We start from the raw sequence: 23,200 nt of genomic DNA on the forward strand, positions 1-23,200 counted from the left end.
TAAAACCCCCTGTTTTCCCGTTTATTCATTGATCGAAATAAGAGCAAAAACATCCACCTGACGCTTAAATGAAGGTATTGCCTTAATTTTCTGCAGACAAAAGGCGTGACGATGGTCGAAAATGGCGCTTTCGTCAGCGGGGATAATCCGTTATTGAACAATTTATCCTCTGTCCATTTCACGATGAAAAAAATGTAGTTTTTTCAAGGTGAAGCGGTTTAAATTCGTTCTCAAATTACAGTCAGGACGCGTATGTTGAATAATGCTATGAGCGTAGTGATCCTTGCCGCAGGCAAAGGCACGCGCATGTATTCCGATCTTCCGAAAGTGCTGCATACCCTTGCCGGGAAAGCGATGGTTCAGCATGTCATTGATGCTGCGAATGAATTAGGCGCAGCGCACGTTCACCTGGTTTACGGTCACGGCGGCGATCTGCTTAAACAGGCGCTGAAAGATGACAACCTGAACTGGGTTCTTCAGGCAGAACAGCTGGGTACAGGTCATGCGATGCAGCAGGCCGCACCTTTCTTTGCCGATGATGAAGACATTTTAATGCTCTACGGCGACGTGCCGCTGATCTCTGTCGAAACACTCCAGCGCCTGCGTGATGCTAAACCGCAGGGTGGCATTGGTCTGCTGACGGTAAAACTGGATGATCCGACCGGTTATGGACGTATCACCCGTGAAAACGGCAAAGTTACCGGCATTGTTGAGCACAAAGATGCCACCGACGAGCAGCGTCAGATTCAGGAGATCAACACCGGCATTCTGATTGCCAACGGCGCAGATATGAAACGCTGGCTGGCGAAGCTGACCAACAATAACGCTCAGGGTGAATACTACATCACCGACATTATTGCGCTGGCGTATCAGGAAGGGCGTGAAATCGTCGCCGTTCATCCGCAACGTTTAAGCGAAGTAGAAGGCGTGAATAACCGCCTGCAACTCTCCCGACTGGAGCGCGTTTACCAGTCCGAACAGGCTGAAAAACTGCTGTTAGCAGGCGTTATGCTGCGCGATCCGGCGCGTTTTGATCTGCGCGGTACGCTTACTCACGGGCGCGATGTTGAAATTGATACTAACGTTATCATCGAGGGCAACGTGACTCTCGGTCATCGCGTGAAAATCGGCACCGGTTGCGTGATTAAAAACAGCGTGATTGGCGATGATTGCGAAATTAGCCCGTATACCGTTGTGGAAGATGCGAATCTGGCAGCGGCCTGTACCATTGGCCCGTTTGCCCGTCTGCGTCCTGGTGCTGAGTTGCTGGAAGGTGCACACGTCGGTAACTTCGTTGAGATGAAAAAAGCGCGTCTGGGTAAAGGCTCGAAAGCTGGTCATCTGACTTACCTGGGCGATGCGGAAATTGGCGATAACGTTAACATCGGCGCGGGAACCATTACCTGCAACTACGATGGTGCGAATAAATTTAAGACCATTATCGGTGACGATGTGTTTGTCGGTTCCGACACTCAGCTGGTGGCCCCGGTAACAGTAGGCAAAGGCGCGACCATTGCTGCGGGTACAACTGTGACGCGTAATGTCGGCGAAAACGCCCTGGCGATCAGCCGTGTGCCGCAGACTCAAAAAGAAGGCTGGCGTCGTCCGGTAAAGAAAAAGTAATTCTGGCTGGGAAATCCGGTCATATGGGATGAGGAGATAACATAATCTCCCGCCCACAAGCAGTAACTATAAAAATAACCCCACTCTCTACAAGGCTCGGGGCGCCCGAAAAAACGGGCATACAGGTTGACCGACAACGATATAAATCGGAATCAAAAACTATGTGTGGAATTGTTGGCGCGATCGCGCAACGTGATGTAGCAGAAATCCTTCTTGAAGGTTTACGTCGTCTTGAATACCGCGGATATGACTCTGCCGGTCTGGCCGTTGTTGATGCAGAAGGTCATATGACCCGCCTGCGTCGCCTCGGTAAAGTCCAGATGCTGGCTCAGGCAGCGGAAGAACATCCTCTGCATGGCGGCACCGGTATTGCTCATACTCGCTGGGCGACCCACGGTGAACCTTCAGAAGCTAACGCGCATCCGCATGTTTCTGAACACATTGTGGTGGTGCATAACGGCATCATCGAAAACCATGAACCGCTGCGTGAAGAGTTAAAAGCGCGTGGCTATACCTTCGTTTCTGAAACCGACACCGAAGTGATTGCCCATCTGGTGAACTGGGAGCTGAAACAAGGCGGTACTCTGCGTGAGGCTGTTCTGCGTGCTATCCCGCAACTGCGTGGTGCGTACGGTACAGTGATCATGGACTCCCGTCACCCGGATACCCTGCTGGCGGCACGTTCTGGTAGCCCGCTGGTGATTGGTCTGGGCATGGGCGAAAACTTTATCGCTTCTGACCAGCTGGCGCTGCTGCCGGTGACCCGTCGCTTTATCTTCCTTGAAGAGGGGGACATTGCGGAAATCACTCGCCGTTCGGTAAACATCTTCGATAAAACTGGCGCGGAAGTAAAACGTCAGGATATCGAATCCAATCTGCAATATGACGCGGGCGATAAAGGTATTTACCGTCACTACATGCAGAAAGAGATCTATGAACAGCCAAACGCGATCAAAAACACCCTTACCGGGCGCATCAGCCACGGTCAGGTTGATTTAAGCGAGCTGGGACCGAACGCCGACGAACTGCTGTCGAAGGTTGAGCATATTCAGATCCTCGCCTGTGGTACTTCTTATAACTCCGGTATGGTTTCCCGCTACTGGTTTGAATCGCTGGCAGGTATTCCGTGCGACGTCGAAATCGCCTCTGAATTCCGCTATCGCAAATCTGCCGTGCGCCGTAACAGCCTGATGATCACCTTGTCACAGTCTGGCGAAACCGCGGATACCCTGGCGGGCCTGCGTCTGTCGAAAGAGCTGGGTTACCTTGGTTCGCTGGCAATCTGTAACGTTCCGGGTTCTTCTCTGGTGCGCGAATCCGATCTGGCGCTGATGACCAACGCCGGTACGGAAATTGGCGTGGCCTCCACCAAAGCATTCACCACCCAGTTAACTGTGCTGTTGATGCTGGTGGCGAAACTGTCTCGCCTGAAAGGTCTGGATGCCTCCATTGAACATGACATCGTGCATGGTCTGCAGGCGCTGCCGAGCCGTATTGAGCAGATGCTGTCTCAGGACAAACGCATTGAAGCGCTGGCAGAAGATTTCTCTGACAAACATCACGCGCTGTTCCTGGGACGTGGCGATCAGTACCCAATCGCGCTGGAAGGTGCATTGAAGCTGAAAGAGATCTCTTACATTCACGCTGAAGCCTACGCTGCAGGCGAACTGAAACACGGTCCGCTGGCGCTGATTGATGCCGATATGCCGGTTATCGTCGTTGCACCGAACAACGAATTGCTGGAAAAACTGAAATCCAACATTGAAGAAGTTCGCGCGCGTGGCGGTCAGTTGTATGTCTTCGCCGATCAGGATGCGGGTTTTGTAAGTAGCGATAACATGCACATCATCGAGATGCCGCATGTGGAAGAGGTGATTGCACCGATCTTCTACACTGTTCCGCTGCAACTACTGGCTTACCACGTTGCGCTGATCAAAGGCACCGACGTTGACCAGCCGCGTAACCTGGCGAAATCGGTTACGGTTGAGTAATAAATGGATGCCCTGCGTAAGCGGGGCATTTTTCTTCCTGTTATGTTTTTAATCAAAAATCCTGCCAACTCCATGTGACAATCCGTCATCTTCGGCTACTTTTTCTCTGTCACAGAATGAAAATTTTTCTGTCATCTCTTCGTTATTAATATTTGTAATTAACTGAATATCAACGCTTATTTAAACCAGACTAAAGACTTTCTCTCTCTGTCATAAAACTGTCATAAACCTTACATATAACTGTCACCTGTTTGTCCTATTTTGCTTCTCGTAGCCAACAAACAATGCTTTATGAATCCTCCCAGGAGACATTATGAAAGTTATGCGTACCACCGTCGCAACTGTTGTCGCCGCGACCTTATCGATGAGTGCTTTCTCTGTGTTTGCAGAAGCAAGCCTGACAGGTGCAGGTGCAACCTTCCCTGCGCCGGTGTATGCCAAATGGGCTGACACTTACCAGAAAGAAACCGGTAATAAAGTTAACTACCAGGGTATCGGTTCTTCCGGTGGCGTAAAACAGATTATCGCAAATACCGTTGATTTCGGTGCCTCTGACGCGCCGCTGTCTGACGAAAAACTGGCTCAGGAAGGTTTGTTCCAGTTCCCGACCGTGATTGGCGGCGTGGTACTGGCGGTTAACATTCCAGGGTTGAAGTCTGGCGAGCTGGTGCTGGATGGTAAAACCCTTGGTGACATCTACCTCGGCAAAATCAAGAAGTGGGATGATGAAGCCATCACCAAACTGAATCCAGGCTTAAAACTGCCGTCACAGAACATTGCTGTAGTACGCCGCGCAGATGGCTCCGGGACGTCCTTCGTCTTCACCAGCTACCTGGCGAAAGTGAACGAAGAGTGGAAAAACAACGTTGGTACGGGCTCTACCGTAAAATGGCCGATTGGTCTGGGCGGTAAAGGTAACGACGGTATCGCCGCGTTCGTTCAGCGTCTGCCAGGTGCAATTGGTTACGTTGAATATGCTTACGCGAAGCAGAACAACCTGGCGTACACCAAACTGATCTCCGCTGATGGTAAACCTGTTTTGCCGACCGAAGAAAACTTCGCTAACGCTGCAAAAGGCGCAGACTGGAGCAAAACATTCGCTCAGGATCTGACCAACCAGAAAGGCGAAGATGCATGGCCTATTACCTCTACCACGTTCATTCTGATCCATAAAGATCAGAAGAAACCAGAACAAGGCACCGAAGTGCTGAAGTTCTTCGACTGGGCATACAAAACCGGGGCTAAACAGGCGAACGACCTGGATTATGCCAGCCTGCCGGATAGCGTAGTTGAACAGGTTCGCGCTGCGTGGAAGACCAATATTAAAGACAGTAGCGGCAAGCCGCTGTACTAATAAAACTCCAGGCCGGGTACGGTGTTTTACGCCGCATCCGGCATTACAAAATGACTTTGTAAACGCGTTTAACTGAAGAGTAACTTATGGCTGCAACCAAGCCTGCTTTTAACCCACCGGGTAAAAAGGGCGACATAATTTTCAGCGTGCTGGTAAAACTGGCGGCGCTGATTGTGCTATTGATGTTGGGTGGCATTATTGTCTCTCTGATCATCTCCTCCTGGCCGAGCATTCAGAAATTTGGTCTGGCTTTCCTGTGGACCAAAGAGTGGGATGCGCCGAACGATATCTACGGGGCGCTGGTGCCGATCTACGGTACGCTGGTGACCTCGTTTATCGCGCTGCTGATCGCCGTCCCGGTGAGTTTCGGTATCGCCCTGTTCCTGACCGAGCTTGCGCCTGGCTGGCTGAAACGCCCGCTGGGTATCGCCATTGAGCTGCTGGCTGCCATTCCAAGTATCGTTTACGGCATGTGGGGCCTGTTTATCTTTGCGCCGCTGTTCGCCGTTTACTTCCAGGAGCCGGTCGGCAATATCATGTCGAATATTCCGATTGTTGGCGCGCTGTTCTCTGGCCCGGCCTTTGGTATCGGTATCCTCGCGGCAGGCGTGATCCTCGCCATCATGATCATTCCGTACATTGCGGCGGTAATGCGCGATGTATTCGAACAAACCCCGGTGATGATGAAAGAGTCGGCCTACGGTATTGGCTGCACCACCTGGGAAGTTATCTGGCGTATCGTTCTTCCGTTCACCAAAAATGGGGTTATCGGCGGCATCATGCTGGGGCTGGGGCGCGCGCTCGGTGAAACCATGGCGGTGACCTTTATCATCGGTAACACCTACCAGCTCGACAGCGCCTCGCTGTACATGCCGGGCAACAGTATCACCTCTGCGCTGGCGAACGAATTTGCTGAAGCGGAATCCGGTCTGCACGTTGCTGCACTGATGGAACTGGGCCTGATCCTGTTTGTGATTACCTTCATCGTCCTCGCCGCATCGAAGTTTATGATTATGCGCCTGGCTAAGAATGAGGGGGCACGCTAATGGCTATGGTTGAAATGCAAACCACTGCGGCGCTGGCGGAATCCCGCCGCAAAATGCAGGCGCGTCGCCGCCTCAAAAACCGTATTGCGCTGACGCTCTCGATGGCGACGATGGCCTTCGGTCTGTTCTGGCTGATCTGGATTTTAATGTCCACCATCACCCGCGGTATCGACGGTATGTCGCTGGCGCTGTTCACTGAAATGACGCCGCCGCCCAATACGGAAGGCGGTGGTCTGGCGAACGCCCTGGCGGGTAGCGGGCTGTTAATTTTGTGGGCCACGGTATTCGGTACGCCGCTGGGCATTATGGCGGGGATTTATCTGGCTGAATATGGTCGTAAATCCTGGCTGGCAGAAGTGATTCGCTTCATTAACGACATTCTGCTCTCCGCACCGTCGATTGTGGTTGGTCTGTTTGTTTACACCATTGTGGTGGCGCAGATGGAGCACTTCTCCGGCTGGGCGGGCGTGATTGCGCTGGCGCTGTTGCAGGTGCCGATTGTTATCCGCACCACCGAGAACATGCTGAAACTGGTGCCGGACAGCCTGCGTGAAGCGGCTTATGCGCTGGGTACACCGAAGTGGAAGATGATCTCCGCGATCACGCTGAAAGCGTCGGTGTCCGGGATTATGACCGGTATCCTGCTGGCGATTGCCCGTATTGCTGGTGAAACCGCGCCGCTGCTGTTTACCGCGCTTTCCAACCAGTTCTGGAGCACGGACATGATGCAGCCGATCGCCAACCTGCCGGTGACGATCTTTAAGTTTGCGATGAGTCCGTTTGCGGAATGGCAGCAACTGGCCTGGGCCGGGGTATTGATCATCACCCTGTGCGTACTGCTGCTGAACATTCTGGCGCGCGTTGTTTTTGCGAAGAATAAACACGGTTAACACTTTGCCGGATGCGGCGTGAACGCCTGATCCGGCCTACGGTAAGCCTGATTAGCGAAGTGCATCAGGCACGATGAGGAAAAGATTGCAATGAGTATGGTTGAAACTGCCCCGAGTAAAATTCAGGTTCGTAATTTGAACTTCTACTACGGCAAATTCCATGCCCTGAAAAACATCAACCTGGATATCGCTAAAAACCAGGTAACGGCGTTTATCGGGCCGTCCGGCTGCGGTAAATCGACGCTGCTGCGTACCTTCAATAAAATGTTTGAACTGTACCCGGAACAGCGTGCGGAAGGTGAAATTCTGCTCGATGGCGACAACATCCTGACCAACTCTCAGGATATCGCCCTGCTGCGTGCGAAAGTGGGCATGGTGTTCCAGAAACCGACGCCGTTCCCGATGTCCATCTACGACAACATCGCCTTTGGTGTGCGTCTGTTTGAGAAGCTCTCCCGTGCCGACATGGACGAGCGCGTGCAGTGGGCATTGACCAAAGCCGCATTGTGGAACGAAACCAAAGATAAATTGCACCAGAGCGGTTACTCTCTCTCTGGTGGTCAGCAACAGCGTCTGTGTATTGCGCGTGGTATCGCCATTCGCCCGGAAGTGCTGCTGCTCGACGAACCGTGTTCGGCGCTCGACCCTATCTCTACCGGGCGTATTGAAGAGCTGATCACCGAACTGAAGCAGGATTACACCGTAGTGATCGTCACCCACAACATGCAGCAGGCTGCGCGTTGTTCCGACCACACGGCGTTTATGTACCTGGGCGAATTGATTGAGTTCAGCAACACGGACGATCTGTTCACCAAGCCAGCGAAGAAACAAACAGAAGACTACATCACCGGTCGTTACGGTTGATTCAGGAGTGCGTTATGGACAGTCTCAATCTTAATAAACATATTTCCGGCCAGTTCAACGCCGAACTGGAAAGCATCCGCACGCAGGTGATGACCATGGGCGGCATGGTGGAGCAGCAGCTTTCTGATGCAATCACCGCGATGCATAACCAGGACAGCGATCTGGCGAAGCGCGTCATCGAAGGCGACAAGAACGTCAACATGATGGAAGTGGCGATCGATGAAGCCTGCGTGCGCATTATTGCCAAACGCCAGCCGACGGCGAGCGACCTGCGTCTGGTTATGGTGATCAGTAAAACCATTGCCGAACTGGAGCGTATTGGCGATGTGGCGGACAAAATCTGCCGTACTGCGCTGGAGAAATTCTCCCAGCAGCATCAGCCGTTGCTGGTAAGTCTGGAGTCGCTGGGCCGTCATACCATCCAGATGCTGCACGACGTGCTCGACGCGTTCGCGCGGATGGACATTGACGAAGCGGTACGTATTTATCGTGAAGATAAAAAAGTCGATCAGGAGTACGAAGGTATTGTTCGTCAGCTGATGACCTACATGATGGAAGATTCGCGCACCATTCCAAGCGTACTTACCGCACTGTTTTGTGCGCGTTCAATCGAACGTATCGGCGACCGCTGCCAGAATATCTGTGAGTTTATCTTCTACTACGTGAAAGGTCAGGATTTCCGTCATGTAGGCGGTGATGAGCTGGATAAACTGCTGGCCGGAAAAGACCCGAAAGAGTAACGCTAACTGTAGGTCAGATAAGGCTTTTACGCCGAATCTGGCAATCAGCCCGGTCATACATAGTTACCGGGCTGATAAACTTTCTCCCTGAAATATTGCCACTCAAACTCACCTCGAAACTCTCCCCAGTGCAATGCAAATATATTATTTCATTTGAATTATTTTACTTTTAATGTAGTGCCCCGCTATAAAAACATTTTTGTTATTCCATTCATTTATATCGATACCCGCACAGAAAATGGAAAAGAAAACAAAAAACCAGGGTAAAAGCCCTATATCGGAACATGAAAAATGAGCGATTTTTTACAGTATTCATAGGTGGTTTAGTCATAATCGTATCAAAACAACACCAAAGTGTTCTTTTTTATACAAAACGGTTATGTATTGTGAGCTGGCGAATAAATATTGTGTTCAGGAGAAATGATTATGGCTATATCATCATATAGTACAGTTACAGATAAATTTGCTACTCTGACTAAAATGTCAGATGAAAATCTGAATGAAAAAAATAGAACGCAAAAATATTCAGGAAAAATTGGTTTGTCTCTTGATGATGTGGGTAAGTATTCAGTAACTCATAAAGATATAACAAACATTTTAGCTGGTGATAGTCAATCTTTTCTTAAACGAAGTCTTTGGGAGTTTATACTCGATCTTTTTCCCATGTCTCATATTAAGGAGGCTAAACAAGCCATTATAGATTTCGTGTCGGAAACTGGTGATAAAGCTGATATATTTAATAAAATTAAATCTCTCGCCGATCAAGATCAACAATGGCGCTTTAATGCGACGACAGAATTTATTGTAGATGAAAATAAAGATATTATTGTTAGTAGAGTATTTAAAATAAATATTAATGCGCAAGATCATCATATTGATGCTGAAAAAAAGATAATGCATTCTTTATTTTCAGAAAAAATCAGTTTTGATATTTATAAGCATGATATTCATTTTGATGAGAAAAGCTTTTCAATCAGGGATGTTGAAAATACAGTTCCCAAATGATAATGAAAAGCTTAGCGTATATTTAAAAAATAAAATCCCCTTTGAAAATATCACAATTGATTTATCTGCACTGGAAAAAGAAGCCCTGGCATCTTTAAAATATTGTAACTTTAAAAATGTGACATTCACTGGTAATATATCTTACGAAAATCTTAATGGTTCAGTATTTGAAAATTGTTTTTTTGAGGGCTGTAAATTTGAGAATGTGTCACTTATAAGCTCCAGGTGTCGAGTAAAACTAAATAATGAAATACCTATTTACGGCGTGTTTAAAGAGTGTTTTCTGTATCGATGTGAAATAAAAAATTTTAACATAGATACATCAAAAATATACTCTGTAAATCAAGATCCCAATGTGGGTAAGCCAGTTGGTGCATATCTGTTTATGCAATCATTTGTATATGAATGTACTCTTCTGAATGGAGTGTGTAAAAATGCAAGTATTATTGCAAGCAGTTTGTTATGTTGTAAAATAGCAAAGCTTAATGGTGCTGAAATGGATTTCATAGGGACTTCGTTTTATCACAAATATAGATGTGAATTAAAATATGATAATCATTTTTATATGTGTGATTTTAGCTCCTCTGATATGACATGCAAACGAAATGGAATTCGCAAAGATTTACTGGATTTTGATCCCAGAGAATATTTCAAAAAGGATGGAGGTAAACTTAATCTGGATAAACACATTTCAAACCTTATCTACGTTAATCTTTTCCCTAATATGAGTGGCGGTCGTTATATAAATGATAAATACGTTGCTGATGATATAGATAAATATTTAAAACTTAGTAATTGCAATTTACTTAAAACTTGTTTGGGCGAGTCAATCAATGGAATTAAATTGGATGATTGTGCTATTGATCCTTCAACCACTTGGTTAAGTGGTAATCTTGCTGCGAATAGCCAGATTAGAATTCCTGTTTATATGGACATGAAAGGAGCTATAGCTGAAAATGGCATTTCAGATTTCATGGAAAATTTAATGGAAGTTAATTCATGGGTAGAAGAATTCAATAATTATGGCAAGGATGCGATAAGTCATTACGAAAAGGAACTATTATATTTACAATCTTTGTTGGTCAAGCTGGGTAGCTTCAATCTTGATGATGAAGGCAAAAAATATCAACTTAATGGTGAAGCTATCCAGTATATTATATTAAATGTTTTGTACAATATAGAAAAAGATATAGCCAATGAAATAGATATTGATAAAGTGAATTTCATGCATAACCTCTATACTGGATTCTTTTGGCAAAGACATTACGATGAACGTAACTATTTAAAAATAAATCGTTCTGCTATTTCAAACAGCGCAAGATTTCACTTCCACTTTAATTTTAATGATTTGCGGGATATTTACAAAGACTATAATAATAATCATGAAGATGATAATTTTGATAAAATGCAAAAGATTTTTTTAGCATTGAATGAATTTAAGGAAAGAACGGAAATAAATTACAGGGATTATAGGAAAGTATCAAAATATGTAGATGATAAAGTCGATTTATTCTCTAGCATTGAGCAATATTTACGGTGGGTAATTGAGAAAAATAATGACTATAATAAGGAAAATTATGGCGATATAAAAGACAAATATGCCAAACTTATTGTCGAAAGAAATGATTTAGTCGATACTAAGGATCAGTTGATTAAAGAGGGTTTTTACTTAAATAATAAAGACAATAAAGATAAAAAAGATGCGGAAAGAATTAATGAGATTAAGGGGATAATAAAGGTGATAGATGGAAAAATACCAAACATAAGTAAAGAGATTCTACATCTTAAGGATGAAACAGAGAGATTGGAGAAAGAGTATCAACAAGAAAATACACTTAATGATGTAGTTCAAAATATCAGGAGTTGGCTAAAAGAAAATGAAAATATGGTGAAAGCTATTAAGAAAATTGATACTGAATAACATGGCGAATAAATAAACGGATCAAGTCGTTCCTGTGATAATGAGGTCATGCGAAAAGACGCTTACTCATCAGTAATCTGGTGTACTTTAATTAAACCAGTGTAGTTGATGTGTAAGCGTTGATGTTGGGAGACGATTAAATGGTTATATCACTACTACGCCCTTTCCAGACGGCGTATAAGAGTGCAACATGTTGAGTTTTCCGAGTGAATGGTGCATTTTACTAACCGAGCCATTTGAATCAACCAACGCAATAAAAAAGACTGGAATAATAAGCCTGTATTTATTATTCATCGCAATCGCACTCTACGGTTTTATCCTGCTGAAATGAGACTACTTCCAGCGGTTGTGGATTATTCCTGGGCGATAGTCATAGTCTGGTGTCAGGATTCACAATGACCTGTTTCCTGACATAAACACAACATAGAGTGTGGTAGTTAATCTGAATCATCTATTTTTCGGCTATTCAGCACAGAACAACATTATTGATTCTTTATAAGAAAGAATCTCGCCATCATTTTTATATAAATCATTATTAAGAAAATCCAGAAACTCTTGCCTTACACTATAAATATTAGCCTTATGGTCTACCAACGATAATAATATATCCTTAACGACTTTTAATTTTATATCTTTATCAGATATTGTATTAAGTGTGAAGATGATATTACGTTTATTATAACTGGAGAACCAATATTTTAGAATGTTATTCGTCCACTTTGTTGGTGTCTTAATTAGTTGCGCTGTTGTTGTTTTTACATTATTAAATGTGGAACCGCTAAAATTTGTCCCGACGCATGAAATGAAATTCATCTCTGAATTGTCAAAATTGCAATTCTTTATATCACACATATCAAGGTTAACATCATGAAATGTCGAATATTTCATGTTTGCATGTGAAAATAAACATGCAATAAACGTTATATATTGCAACCTGGCATTACAAAAAGATTTATTTTTAAAATCAAAACAACAGGTTTTTTTTATTTTGAAATTGTTATTATATCTGCAATGTAAAGAAATCATGTTTTTTATTAACTGATAACACCATTGTGATGATTCTGGTAATTCATAGGGATGTAAATGGATGTTTTCATCGAATATAACCTGTGCGTTATGGTTGTTTATTGAAGATATATGGAAGCTATCATTTGTTAAAGCTATGGTTGTGCTAAAATTATGGTGGTGATCAGCGCTCATGAAATCAAATGTAACAATGTCGTTGTTTCCTTTCTTTTCTTTGTGATATGCGTTTAAAAAAGAAATATTTTCGATCTGTTCATCAGTTAATGTAAATGGCATTTCGTCATCAAAGAAAGCGTAATCGGCATTTGGGAGAGGAATACTCTCAATTGAGCATAGTTTTAATAAAAAAACATGAAAACAATGAAACATGTTTTTATACATAAGAGAACTTAATCGCTGTTGTATCTTCTGTAGTTGTCCTTTGGGAAATAAATGCTGTAAATTTGAAAATGAGCCATCTAAAATATATTTATATGTAAAAAGGTCCTCTCTCTGACCAGTTATCAAAAAATCGTCAGGTGATTTAGAAAAACGATTGAGATGACATAAATATTCCATTTGCTCCGTGTCTATATACTTATGGGGAACTACGTAGTTTGGTGGTGTGCCAATAAGATTATCCATAAATCACCTTGATAAAAGTTAATAAAATCTCTTTATTTTAACCTCGACAATAAAAGCGGCTATAAAAAATCGCTCATTTTCTGATGCTGCGGTTAATCCGTCGAATGTGCCGTTAACCCACTAAAAATTGCAAATCCAGGGTAAACACCCTGGGTTAAAATGGAAATAATGAGCTATTTTTTACAGTATTCACCGGTAATATAAGTAATACTTGTTGCTAACCTAACTAGCAGTACAGTTAATTAACAACATAGAAGTTATTGTTTTTCAAACAACTCAACAACTCAATATTGCACGCCGGAGGATTTATGGTCGCTAAATTAAAACCAGATGTTCTTTTTAATACTAATCCTTTTTTAGAAGCAATGAATAAGGAGAGACTTAATCATAAAGGATATTGTGATAAAATTGCTTTAAGTATTAATGATAAGAAATATAATGTAAACTCTAAGGATATTGAAAATATTCTTGATGGCAAAGGGGATTTATTTAAAAAACGTACACTGTGGGAGTTTGTTTGCGATCTTTTTCCCGGCTCTCATATTAAAGAAGTCAAAGGCTTAATTTACGAATTTGTCACGAAAGTTGATAACAAAGCCGAGGTGTTCGATAAGATTAAATCTCTGGCAAAAAAAGAACAACAATGGCGATTTAGTACTAAGACAGACTTTACCACAAATGAAAATAATGAAGTTATTGTGAGTAGATCCTTTAATCTCTACACGGGGGCTACTTCGAATGATAACGAAAAAAAACAGGTTTCTTCAGAGAGGTTAACGCTTGATAATTATATTGATGATTTACATTTTGATAATTCTCCCTTGAAGAGATTTATGTTTGATGATTATGCTGTAAAACTTACGACACTGATTAAAAATAAAATTCCTATTATTAATACAACAATCAATTTATCATCGTTGTCTAAGGATGTTTTAAATTCATTAAAATATTGTAGTTTTAAAAATGTAGTTTTTTCAGGAGTGATAAACAGCCCTAACCTTGAAGGTCCGGTTTTTGAAAATTGTTATTTCGAGGATTGTAAATTCAACAACATACAGCTTTATGAGACTAATGATGATACTGTGGGGTCAGGAAATAAAAAACCAATAAAAGGTATGTTTAAAGGTTGTTTTATTTCTAAATGCAAAATTGAAAATTATAGATGTGAGACGTCTAAAATCTACACCGTTACACAACCTGATAGTATTCAAGAAAAATTAGGTTCTTATCTCTTTATGCAGTCTTTCGTTCAGGATTGTATAATCCAGGGAGGATGTTGTCCTGGCTCGAGTATACTTCTGAGTCATTTTTATAACTGTAATATAATAGGGCTTGATGCTCATGGAATGGATTTTTTGGCAAATTCGTTCAACAAGTCTAATTATGATGAAATCAGGGGGCCGGATACGGGGACTGTGTTTTATAATTGTAATTTGAAGCATATTAAAATAAACGATGGTCTTCGTGAAGATGGTTCAGATAGATCTATGTTTAACCCCAAAGAGTATTTTTCTGATTACATTGAAAGAAGATCGAGAAATCTTAAGTTAGATGATAATTTTTCGAAATGCGTAGAGAGTATAAAGAAATGGACCGATTCTTCATTTAGCAAGAAAAATACAGAGAACAATAATGTCTTCTTTAAAAATAGTAATTTGATTGGGGCAAATTTAGGCTATTATTACAGTGGAGATAGGTGCAAAGACTGTGCTATTGATCCAAATACAAATTATTCAAAAGATGGTCTTACAGCGCAAAAATACATGTATATGGATCTGGATGGAGCTATAAGTAAAGAACAAATATCTGATTTCTTAAAAAAGGTAAGTGCTATCAATATCGATGTAATAAATTTTTATAATTCCGAGTCAAAGACTAAGGAAAAATATAAAAACGCATTTTTAGAGTTAGAGTCGTTTTTATCAACACTTTATGTTGAAAATAAATCGTACGAGGGAAAATATCATTTTGATAATAGTAGGATTGAGTTTTTTATTTTTAAAGATATGCAGGAAAATGCACAAAATATCATTAGCAATATGATAGAAAATGATCGAATTAAGTTTGTTGAATCTATAATAAATAAAATGATTCCGCCGCCAGATGGAACAATACTTACTGACAATCCAACCGAATTTATCCAAAAAAAAATTAAGGAGTCTCATAAAGAATCTGTTAGAAATGTAACATTTGAATATAAGGAACTTGCACCCATTTTTGAAGGTGTTGAAGAAAAACAAATTAAAGCACTATCAAACCAACTGGAACATATAAAATCTTTTAAGACAGATTACGACTCAAGGCTCAATAAATATGCTCGCGATTTTCACTATTTTTCCAGTGCATTCGCAATTAACAGGGAGGATTTACTAAAAAACTATGAGGAAATAAGATCTTCCATTAAAGATTACGATGACTTATTGCGAGAAATTAAAGAGTTAACCATAAAGCGTGATAAATCAGTAGATGATAAAAGGACTTTATTTGATAACAAAAGGGACAAGTGGAATAGTCAAGAAGTACAGGATGAAGTAGCGGCATTAAATCAGAAGATTGCTGACGATGACAATAAGATACGTTCTAACCTTAATATTGTTAAAAATCATAGACGCGAGAATCAATATAAAGCGAATAAAAATATCAGTAACGCGATGCTTAATATTCTGGATTGGTTCGAACGGTATCCCGATATTGTGAAAAATATAAACCAGGCTTAACTATACAGAGGGTGAGCGACTGGACGATTAACGACATAAATTATTTATAGGGAATAGACGCTTACTCATCAGACACCTGGTATTTTTTATCTCAAACCAGCGTGACTGATGTGTAAGCGTTGAAGTAAGGAGGCGATTATCGCGTTATCTTCCAGCCGCGTGCCTTCCAGAGCGCAGGCAGCTGCGACAGCTCGGTAAAGGTGGTGACTTTCGGGTGAACGATCGGTTTATTGTGCGGGTCAGCGCAGAAGTAAAACACTTCCATTCCGGCATCTATCCCTGATTGCGCGCCGGCGCTGGAGTCATCGACCAGAATGCAGTTTTCAACGTTCACATTCATCGCTTTTGCCGCATGGAACATTAATGCCGGATCGGGCTTCCAACGCTGAATGTCGTAACCGCTGAACAGTTTTTCCGGGAAGTAGTGCAGCATGTTGATTTTGCCGAGCGAATGCTGCATTTTTTTCACCGGGCCATTAGAGACAACGCACATCGGCACGTTAACGCTCGCCAGCAATTCGTTCGCTCCTGCGATGACCTCAAGTTCGGTATCAAACAGACGAGCTACTTCTGCGCGGTAAACGTGCTCGGCATCGGCCTGGATCATCGTCACGCCCTGTTCTTTACTGATGATGTCGATGATTTCGTAGAGTTTTACGCCTTTAAAACGGGTAAAAATCTCTTCCAGCTCAACGTGAATGCCAAATTCCCTGAACATCGTGACATAGGCGCGAGAGCAAATGACCTCGCTATCGACCAGCGTACCGTCGCAGTCGAAAAATACCGCTTCTATCTGGGACATGTCTTTCCTTTATCGTTAGTTTAACGTTTTCGTCATGCCAATTTGCATGACGCAATCGTTGCCGTATAAGCAAATACAATGAAAAAAAGTTATCTTCAGCCGTCCATATTGTCTCATTTTGGTATACGATAGCGACGGATTTTCCCTCCTTGTTCGGAAATAGATAATGAGTCAACAACACACAACCCAGGCTTCTGGCCAGGGGATGCTGGAACGCGTGTTTAAACTGCGCGAACATGGCACGACGGCACGGACCGAAGTGATCGCCGGTTTTACCACCTTCCTGACGATGGTTTACATCGTTTTTGTTAACCCGCAAATTCTTGGCGTTGCTGGCATGGATACCAGCGCCGTCTTCGTCACGACCTGTCTGATTGCTGCATTCGGCAGTATTATGATGGGGCTGTTTGCTAACCTGCCAGTTGCACTGGCACCGGCAATGGGCCTGAATGCGTTCTTCGCTTTTGTCGTTGTACAGGCGATGGGCTTGCCGTGGCAAGTCGGGATGGGCGCAATCTTCTGGGGCGCGATAGGTCTGCTGTTACTGACGATTTTCCGCGTTCGCTACTGGATGATAGCCAACATTCCGGTGAGTCTGCGTGTGGGCATTACCAGCGGTATCGGCCTGTTTATTGGCATGATGGGACTGAAGAATGCAGGTGTGATTGTCGCTAACCCGGAAACGCTGGTGAGCATCGGTAATCTGACTTCTCACAGCGTACTGCTGGGGATCCTCGGCTTCTTCATCATTGCTATTCTGGCCTCACGCAACATTCACGCGGCGGTGCTGGTTTCCATCGTGGTGACGACGCTGCTGGGCTGGATGCTGGGTGATGTCCACTACAATGGCATCGTTTCTGCGCCGCCGAGCGTAATGACAGTCGTGGGTCATGTAGATCTAGCCGGGTCGTTTAACCTCGGGCTGGCAGGGGTGATTTTCTCTTTCATGCTGGTCAACCTGTTTGACTCCTCCGGTACGCTGATTGGCGTGACCGATAAAGCAGGTCTGGCGGATGAGAAAGGTAAATTCCCGCGCATGAAGCAGGCGCTGTATGTCGACAGTATCTCTTCGGTGACCGGTTCGTTTATCGGGACTTCTTCTGTTACGGCGTATATTGAGTCCTCTTCCGGCGTTTCCGTTGGCGGTCGTACCGGTCTGACGGCAGTGGTTGTCGGTCTGCTGTTCCTGCTGGTTATCTTCCTGTCGCCGCTGGCGGGAATGGTGCCGGGATATGCCGCAGCTGGCGCGCTGATTTACGTTGGCGTGTTGATGACCTCAAGTCTTGCTCGCGTGAACTGGCAGGATCTTACTGAATGTGTTCCGGCGTTTATTACCGCTGTGATGATGCCGTTCAGCTTCTCGATTACCGAAGGTATTGCGTTAGGCTTTATCTCCTATTGCGTGATGAAAATCGGTACCGGGCGTCTGCGTGACCTTAGCCCGTGCGTAATCATCGTTGCGCTGCTGTTTATCCTGAAGATTGTGTTTATCGACGCTCACTAAAATCGATAGCGCGTTAAAAACCCGCCATGCATGATTGCTGGCGGGTTTTTTATTTAGATCTTAACTCGCTGAATAAACTCACCAAATGCGGTTAATTGCCCGGTCAGGTGGTCCAGCGTACCCTGATCAATCACTTCTCCGGTTTGCGGATCAACTTTGTTCTGAATCACGCCGCCCATAAATTCCGGCTTGTTCATCACCATTGCATCGAGGAAAACCAGAATCTGGCGCAGGTGATACTGACAGCGCGCGCCGCCAATCACGCCCATTGAGCTGGTCTGAATCAACACCGGTTTACCGGCCAGAGGTTGATCCGGCAGGCGGGAAAGCCAGTCGATGGCATTTTTCAGCCCACCCGGTACCGAGTAGTTATATTCCGGCGTGACGATCACCACACCGTCAGCCTGACGGATCTGTTCCGCCAGAGCTTCAACCGTTGCTGGAAAACCTTCTTCCTGCTGTACGTCAGCGTCATACAAGGGAATGTCGGCAATGGAAGGTAACGCATTGACTTCCATGCTCGCCGGAGCAATTTTCGGCAGGGTACGTGCAACCATGCCATTAAATGAGCCTTTGCGCAGGCTCCCCAGTAACGTAACCACCTGCAATTTTTCAGACATGATGACTCCTGTGGTTGTCTATCAATTTGGCGAAAAAGCCTTCACGGTAGAGAGCTGGGCAAAACGCATCATCCGGCTGGTAGGATTGTTGGCGCGGCTGTGAATATCGGGCAGGCTTTTCCAGCCGTGTTTGCCATCTAACTCCCAGACACTGAGCTTTTCAATCGTGGGCGTGACCGCCACGGACCACACCAGCACGTCCTCCGCGTCGCATAACGCTTCTACATGATTTACATGAGCACATTTCAGGCGTCCGGCAATGGGCAGCAGCTGCAGATCGCGCGGATCGTCATTCAAAACATCACCGGTTAGTTTTAGCACGCTTCGGCGCAGCGTGATGAGCTGCGTCCGCGCTTCGTTAGGATCGTTTTGTTTACTGATCCATAGCGATTCATTGCTGGAAAAGGTGTGGTTATCGGGCGCGTGTGGGCTATGAAACCCGCGCGTCGCACGCTGCAGTTCCATATCGAGGCCACATTCACCTTCGGTTGTTAACGCCACGCCGACCATATTCCCGGCATAGGAAATAGAAAACGAAGGCAAATTTTTATCGCTGAAAACCGGTTTTCCTTTCGGCAGGGTGACGATTTCCGGCAATTCGCCAATGCCATACAGCATGAACATCAGTTCTGCGAGTAAACCTCTGGACGCCAGAAAACGGCTTTGACGATGAGGGGGAATGTTTCGGGCTTCTTGATGACACTGGGAGGGGAGACGAACAGAAATCAGATGTCCTTCCGTTAAAATCCCTCGGGCAAAGTGAGTCGCCATTTTTCGCTCCATGCTTAATGGTCCATTATGAATACAAGAGTAATCATTTACTGGAATGATGGACAGACTAAAGCGGCTAAAAGTTCGATTCAGATAAGTTTATTACAACTTTTTTACATTTTATTGTGAAATAGGGTTGCGTTTCATACGATTCGGTTATGCCATCGACGCGTAAAGATTTTTAATGGTTTCCCGTAACCAGACGATCTTCGGATTATGGCTGTTCCGTTTATGCCACAGCAGGGTAAAAGGGACTTCCAGCTTTTTTTGCTGGCTTTCGTCAAACGGGAGAGGAAGAGCAACCAACGGCAGTTGGTGGAGTTGATTGTAGTACTGACAGTAGCGCGGCGCGGTCGCCAGTAGCAGATTGTCGGGCTGTGCTGCCATAAACAGTGACTGCTCGAATTCCGGCAGGCTCATAGCAATCGTGCGTTCGCGCCCCAGCTCCTGTAACACATTGTCCAGCGCCCAGGTATCGCTCTGTTCCCAGCAAATGCTGATATGCGGATAAAGTAAAAAGGTGTCCAGATTCCATGCTTCATGCAGTGCCGGATGATCTTTGCGTAACCAGACGCAGGGCACATCACTAAACAGCACTTCATAATCAATGGCTAACGGTAGCGAGCTTAACAGCTCCCGCGAACGGGGATGACTTTCGCGACCGGAAAAACCAATATCCACTTCACCACGAGTAATAGCATCTAAGGAATCATAATCCCAGTTACGTAATTTGATGGTCGCCTGCGGGTATCGTTGGTAGATCCGTTTCGACAGCGCATTAAGCATGATCATCATCAGCGGCGATTCCGCCGCCAGTTCAAACTTAAGACCGCGCGGCGTTTCGTGGTGCGGTTTATCCAGCAGCAGGTTGCTGATTTGCATCCATTCCGCCAGATTTTGCTCCATGCTGACCATTAGCGGTGTGGGCGACAGGCCCAGCGGTGAGTTCACAAAGAGTGGGTCGTCAAACCACGCTCTTAACTTTGCCAGCGACTTACTCACCGCCGAAGGTGTCACGTTCATCCGCTTCGCCGCTTTGGTCACGCTGCGCTCCTGCATCAGCAGTTGCAGACAGAGCAGCAAATTGAGATCAAGCGTGGTGATGGATTTCTTCATGAGCGGCAACGGGGCGTCCAGGCGCGACGAACATAATCAGCAACAGGCTCACTATGCTACAGGCAATCAGAATCCCGATCAGCATATTCCATGCGCCAATACCAACCACCGCTGCCAGCCAAATCCACAGTGACGAACCGCAAACCTGCGCAATACCTAAGGTCGAGCTGGCTACGCCCGCGCGTAATGAAAACGGCCCTAACGCCTGACTCATCGCTACGCCAAAACCTACCGAGAAACCGGCGCAAATCAGCGTGATACCAAACAGAGAAACCGCATGGGAAGGTGAAACGGCAAGAGTGATCCCCGCCGCCAGGAATAACACCTGTGAGGTGATCATCAACGTACGTGGCTTAAAAATTCCCAGCGCAAATGGTGTGGAGAATGAAACGGTCATGCTGACGCCAGCGGTCAGCGCCATAATGGTGGCGTATTCCCCGCGCTCAAAACCCATGATTTCCATCAGCAATACCGGCGACGTGTTGACGAAGGTGAGGATCACCGAAACGCTGAGGGTGGTGATAACAACACGGCTGAGGAAAAACCGGTTAAGCAGCGACTCGCAATTTTCTCGTGGTTTGTCAGAAGCTGCGAGGGCCGCAGGGCGCGTTTCTTTTAAAATAAACAAAGACAACATCAGTACCGCGATGCCCATCGTTGCCATCGTCCAGAACAGACTCTGCCACGGGAATTTAAGCATAATCAGGTGTCCGAGCACCGGCGCTAACACCGGAATGATGCAGGTAATGCCGTTGAGTAACGACAGCACTTTAGCCCGACGTCGATCATCCAGTGTGTCGCGTAAAATGGCGAACGCAACCACGTAACAACAGCCCGCGCCCAGCCCCTGTAGAAATCGCCCTGCAAGAAATAACGCACTGGTTTCAGCCAGTGAACAGAACACCGAGGCGATAATAAATAGCGCCGCGCCGGGTATGGCGACAGGCTTTCTCCCTGAACGATCGGCCACTTTACCGGCAAATAACATCGCAGCTGCCATGCCCGCCAGATAAACGGAGAACGCAATATGCAACTGCGCTTCGCTGGCATTGAGATCGGCGGCGATGCGCGGTAAACCAACGAGGTACATATCAATCCCGGCGGGATAAAGTAAAACCAGGGCAAAACTACAAATCAAAAAGCGGGACATGGGCTAAAGCGTCCTGATAGTAAGGTGACGCAAAGCATACGTGGTGAAGGAGGATCAGGCGAGTTGCCATTTGGACATAAGTGATTTCCTGAGAGGCAAGAAGCCAGCGAATGGCTGGCTTCTTGAAGGATTTAGCCAAATTTAGGTAACACGTTAAAGACGTTACCGAACCAGCATAAAATTACGGTTATACCAAAGAGAATGACAATCGCCGGAATAAGATTGCCGCCCCAGACCGTGAACATCTGATTGGGAAACTTCTTGCGAGCTTTGATTGCCAGCACCGCGGGGATAATGACCGCCCAGATGGTGGCACACAGTCCGGCACCGCCGATCCCGTAAATGAAGCCGTTCGGGAAGATCAGATACAACAACGCAGGTGGCAGGAAGGTTAACAGCACGGTTTTGAAACGCCCGGCGTGGGAGTTATCAATCTTAAACAGATCCGCCAGATAATCGAACAATCCCAGCGTGACACCAAAAAACGAGCTGGCGACAGCTAAGTTGGAGAACACCAGCAGGCAAAACTCGATAATGCCGTGCTGTTTGGTGCCGAGGAACGATTTCACCAGTGAATCAACGTTGCCGCCTGAGGAAATAATCGCCTTAAAGCTTTCTCGCGGAATATTCCCCATGGTGCAATAGAGCCAGAAGAGATAAATCACCAGCGCCAGCAGCGAACCGAAGACCACGCTTTTGATTAGCTTATCTTTGCGTTTGCCATAGCAAATAATCAGGCTGGGAATATTGCCGTGGAAACCAAATGACGCCAGACACACCGGCAAAGCCATAAAGATATACGGGAAATAAGACGTTCCCGCAGTGGAGCTGGTGGCATCGCGCAGAATGGAGTAATCGACCTGGAAGAAGAAAGAACCAAACACGATCACAAAGGAGATAATCTTCAGCCCGAGGAACAATGAGGTAATACGACTGGCGGCTAACGAGCTTATCCACAATACGCTGGCAACGAAAATGGCTGTGCAGATCCCGACAATACGTGGATTAGCGTGATAACCCAAATTCATTGATATCGTTTCACTAATGATCGCACCATTAGCAGAGATATAGGCATAAGTGAGGATATAGAGAACGAAGGCAACGGTAATACCGCTGATAATGTTCCAGGTGTTACCGATTAAATCTTTGGTGATGGTGTTAAAACTGGAGCCGACGGGATAATTTAAATTTGCTTCTAATAACAATAACCCGGAATGAAGCATTGAAAACCAGGCAATGATAAGGATAAAGGCACCCCAGAAAAACCAGGCACCGGCAAGATCAACAGGTAAAGCAAACATACCTCCACCAATTACTGTACCTGCTATAACCATAACACCCCAAAATGCAGAGTGCTTTTTTTCAGCTTGATCAGTCATGATGCCACCTTTAGAGGAAGGCTATTTTTGTTATTGAGGATGTAGGGTAAGAGAGTG

At 45.2% G+C, this 23,200-nt stretch carries 16 protein-coding genes and 1 pseudogene; 10 read left to right on the forward strand and 7 right to left on the reverse strand.

Going from position 1 to position 23,200, the window contains the following annotated elements; genetic code table 11:
- The first annotated feature begins 252 nt into the window (after positions 1-252).
- The 8 genes and pseudogenes from glmU to ACJHYR_RS16195 all read left to right on the forward strand — a co-directional run bounded on the left by glmU (position 253) and on the right by ACJHYR_RS16195 (position 11,434).
- On the forward strand, positions 253-1,623 hold the full coding sequence (gene glmU, locus ACJHYR_RS16160) for a bifunctional UDP-N-acetylglucosamine diphosphorylase/glucosamine-1-phosphate N-acetyltransferase GlmU (protein WP_000933736.1): 1,371 nt from the start codon (positions 253-255) through the stop codon (positions 1,621-1,623).
- Between the two features lie 161 nt (positions 1,624-1,784).
- Positions 1,785-3,614 (forward strand): glutamine--fructose-6-phosphate transaminase (isomerizing), encoded by a 1,830-nt coding sequence (gene glmS / locus ACJHYR_RS16165; RefSeq protein ID WP_000334086.1) that lies wholly within the window; start codon positions 1,785-1,787, stop codon positions 3,612-3,614.
- Between the two features lie 313 nt (positions 3,615-3,927).
- Positions 3,928-4,968 carry a phosphate ABC transporter substrate-binding protein PstS gene (gene pstS / locus ACJHYR_RS16170; protein WP_000867161.1) on the forward strand — a complete coding sequence of 347 codons (1,041 nt, stop codon included), beginning with the start codon at positions 3,928-3,930 and terminating at the stop codon, positions 4,966-4,968.
- 86 nt (positions 4,969-5,054) lie between these two features.
- Entirely contained in the window at positions 5,055-6,014 is a 960-nt protein-coding gene (gene pstC, locus ACJHYR_RS16175) for a phosphate ABC transporter permease PstC (RefSeq protein ID WP_000741620.1), read from the forward strand.
- Positions 6,014-6,904, forward strand: a complete 891-nt coding sequence (gene pstA / locus ACJHYR_RS16180; protein WP_001251991.1) for a phosphate ABC transporter permease PstA — start codon at positions 6,014-6,016, stop codon at positions 6,902-6,904. The genes pstC and pstA overlap by 1 nt, the downstream gene beginning before the upstream one ends.
- Positions 6,905-6,994: 90 nt before the next feature.
- Positions 6,995-7,768 carry a phosphate ABC transporter ATP-binding protein PstB gene (gene pstB / locus ACJHYR_RS16185; protein WP_000063125.1) on the forward strand — a complete coding sequence of 258 codons (774 nt, stop codon included), beginning with the start codon at positions 6,995-6,997 and terminating at the stop codon, positions 7,766-7,768.
- 14 nt (positions 7,769-7,782) lie between these two features.
- The gene (gene phoU / locus ACJHYR_RS16190; RefSeq protein WP_000377785.1) at positions 7,783-8,508 is read left to right on the forward strand and encodes a phosphate signaling complex protein PhoU; all 726 of its coding nucleotides are present in this window, start codon (positions 7,783-7,785) and stop codon (positions 8,506-8,508) included.
- 426 nt (positions 8,509-8,934) lie between these two features.
- Positions 8,935-11,434 (forward strand): annotated as a pseudogene (locus ACJHYR_RS16195) (type III effector protein).
- Between the two features lie 462 nt (positions 11,435-11,896).
- Here ACJHYR_RS16195 and ACJHYR_RS16200 read toward each other — a convergent pair.
- A complete protein-coding gene (locus tag ACJHYR_RS16200) occupies positions 11,897-13,084 on the reverse strand; it encodes a pentapeptide repeat-containing protein (protein WP_059327812.1) in 1,188 nt (395 codons plus the stop codon).
- A 308-nt stretch (positions 13,085-13,392) separates the two neighbouring features.
- On the opposite strand from ACJHYR_RS16200, the gene espY4 reads away from it, so the two are divergent.
- On the forward strand, positions 13,393-15,801 hold the full coding sequence (gene espY4, locus ACJHYR_RS16205; protein WP_059327811.1) for a T3SS effector EspY4: 2,409 nt from the start codon (positions 13,393-13,395) through the stop codon (positions 15,799-15,801).
- A gap of 136 nt (positions 15,802-15,937) precedes the next feature.
- Here the strand turns inward: espY4 and yieH are convergent, their stop codons facing one another.
- Positions 15,938-16,603 (reverse strand): 6-phosphogluconate phosphatase, encoded by a 666-nt coding sequence (yieH, locus tag ACJHYR_RS16210; RefSeq protein WP_059327810.1) that lies wholly within the window; start codon positions 16,601-16,603, stop codon positions 15,938-15,940.
- Positions 16,604-16,769: 166 nt separating this feature from the next.
- On the opposite strand from yieH, the gene adeP reads away from it, so the two are divergent.
- Positions 16,770-18,107, forward strand: coding sequence for an adenine permease AdeP (adeP, locus tag ACJHYR_RS16215; protein WP_001316740.1), 1,338 nt, complete (start codon positions 16,770-16,772; stop codon positions 18,105-18,107).
- A gap of 53 nt (positions 18,108-18,160) precedes the next feature.
- Here the strand turns inward: adeP and yieF are convergent, their stop codons facing one another.
- The 5 genes from yieF to tnaB form a co-directional block, all read right to left on the reverse strand.
- Positions 18,161-18,727 (reverse strand): class I chromate reductase YieF, encoded by a 567-nt coding sequence (yieF, locus tag ACJHYR_RS16220; RefSeq protein ID WP_001291268.1) that lies wholly within the window; start codon positions 18,725-18,727, stop codon positions 18,161-18,163.
- 21 nt (positions 18,728-18,748) lie between these two features.
- The gene (locus tag ACJHYR_RS16225) at positions 18,749-19,498 is read right to left on the reverse strand and encodes a 4'-phosphopantetheinyl transferase family protein (protein ID WP_059327809.1); all 750 of its coding nucleotides are present in this window, start codon (positions 19,496-19,498) and stop codon (positions 18,749-18,751) included.
- Between the two features lie 156 nt (positions 19,499-19,654).
- Positions 19,655-20,614, reverse strand: a complete 960-nt coding sequence (gene yidZ / locus ACJHYR_RS16230) for an HTH-type transcriptional regulator YidZ (protein ID WP_059327808.1) — start codon at positions 20,612-20,614, stop codon at positions 19,655-19,657.
- Positions 20,589-21,764 carry a multidrug efflux MFS transporter MdtL gene (gene mdtL / locus ACJHYR_RS16235; protein ID WP_059327807.1) on the reverse strand — a complete coding sequence of 392 codons (1,176 nt, stop codon included), beginning with the start codon at positions 21,762-21,764 and terminating at the stop codon, positions 20,589-20,591. Before mdtL ends, yidZ begins: the two co-directional genes overlap by 26 nt.
- Before the next feature lie 131 nt (positions 21,765-21,895).
- Positions 21,896-23,143, reverse strand: a complete 1,248-nt coding sequence (gene tnaB / locus ACJHYR_RS16240) for a low affinity tryptophan permease TnaB (protein ID WP_000131903.1) — start codon at positions 23,141-23,143, stop codon at positions 21,896-21,898.
- Positions 23,144-23,200: the final 57 nt, after the last annotated feature.

It is taken from the genome of Escherichia sp. WS1450, assembly GCF_046487395.1.
Classification (GTDB): domain Bacteria; phylum Pseudomonadota; class Gammaproteobacteria; order Enterobacterales; family Enterobacteriaceae; genus Escherichia; species Escherichia coli.

Coding starts and splice junctions, on each gene's coding strand:
- glmU (WP_000933736.1), top strand. CDS start 253: ATGTTGAATAATGCTATGAGCGTAGTGATCCTTGCCGCAGGCAAAGGC.
- glmS (WP_000334086.1), top strand. CDS start 1,785: ATGTGTGGAATTGTTGGCGCGATCGCGCAACGTGATGTAGCAGAAATC.
- pstS (WP_000867161.1), top strand. CDS start 3,928: ATGAAAGTTATGCGTACCACCGTCGCAACTGTTGTCGCCGCGACCTTA.
- pstC (WP_000741620.1), top strand. CDS start 5,055: ATGGCTGCAACCAAGCCTGCTTTTAACCCACCGGGTAAAAAGGGCGAC.
- pstA (WP_001251991.1), top strand. CDS start 6,014: ATGGCTATGGTTGAAATGCAAACCACTGCGGCGCTGGCGGAATCCCGC.
- pstB (WP_000063125.1), top strand. CDS start 6,995: ATGAGTATGGTTGAAACTGCCCCGAGTAAAATTCAGGTTCGTAATTTG.
- phoU (WP_000377785.1), top strand. CDS start 7,783: ATGGACAGTCTCAATCTTAATAAACATATTTCCGGCCAGTTCAACGCC.
- ACJHYR_RS16200 (WP_059327812.1), bottom strand. CDS start 13,084: ATGGATAATCTTATTGGCACACCACCAAACTACGTAGTTCCCCATAAG.
- espY4 (WP_059327811.1), top strand. CDS start 13,393: ATGGTCGCTAAATTAAAACCAGATGTTCTTTTTAATACTAATCCTTTT.
- yieH (WP_059327810.1), bottom strand. CDS start 16,603: ATGTCCCAGATAGAAGCGGTATTTTTCGACTGCGACGGTACGCTGGTC.
- adeP (WP_001316740.1), top strand. CDS start 16,770: ATGAGTCAACAACACACAACCCAGGCTTCTGGCCAGGGGATGCTGGAA.
- yieF (WP_001291268.1), bottom strand. CDS start 18,727: ATGTCTGAAAAATTGCAGGTGGTTACGTTACTGGGGAGCCTGCGCAAA.
- ACJHYR_RS16225 (WP_059327809.1), bottom strand. CDS start 19,498: ATGGCGACTCACTTTGCCCGAGGGATTTTAACGGAAGGACATCTGATT.
- yidZ (WP_059327808.1), bottom strand. CDS start 20,614: ATGAAGAAATCCATCACCACGCTTGATCTCAATTTGCTGCTCTGTCTG.
- mdtL (WP_059327807.1), bottom strand. CDS start 21,764: ATGTCCCGCTTTTTGATTTGTAGTTTTGCCCTGGTTTTACTTTATCCC.
- tnaB (WP_000131903.1), bottom strand. CDS start 23,143: ATGACTGATCAAGCTGAAAAAAAGCACTCTGCATTTTGGGGTGTTATG.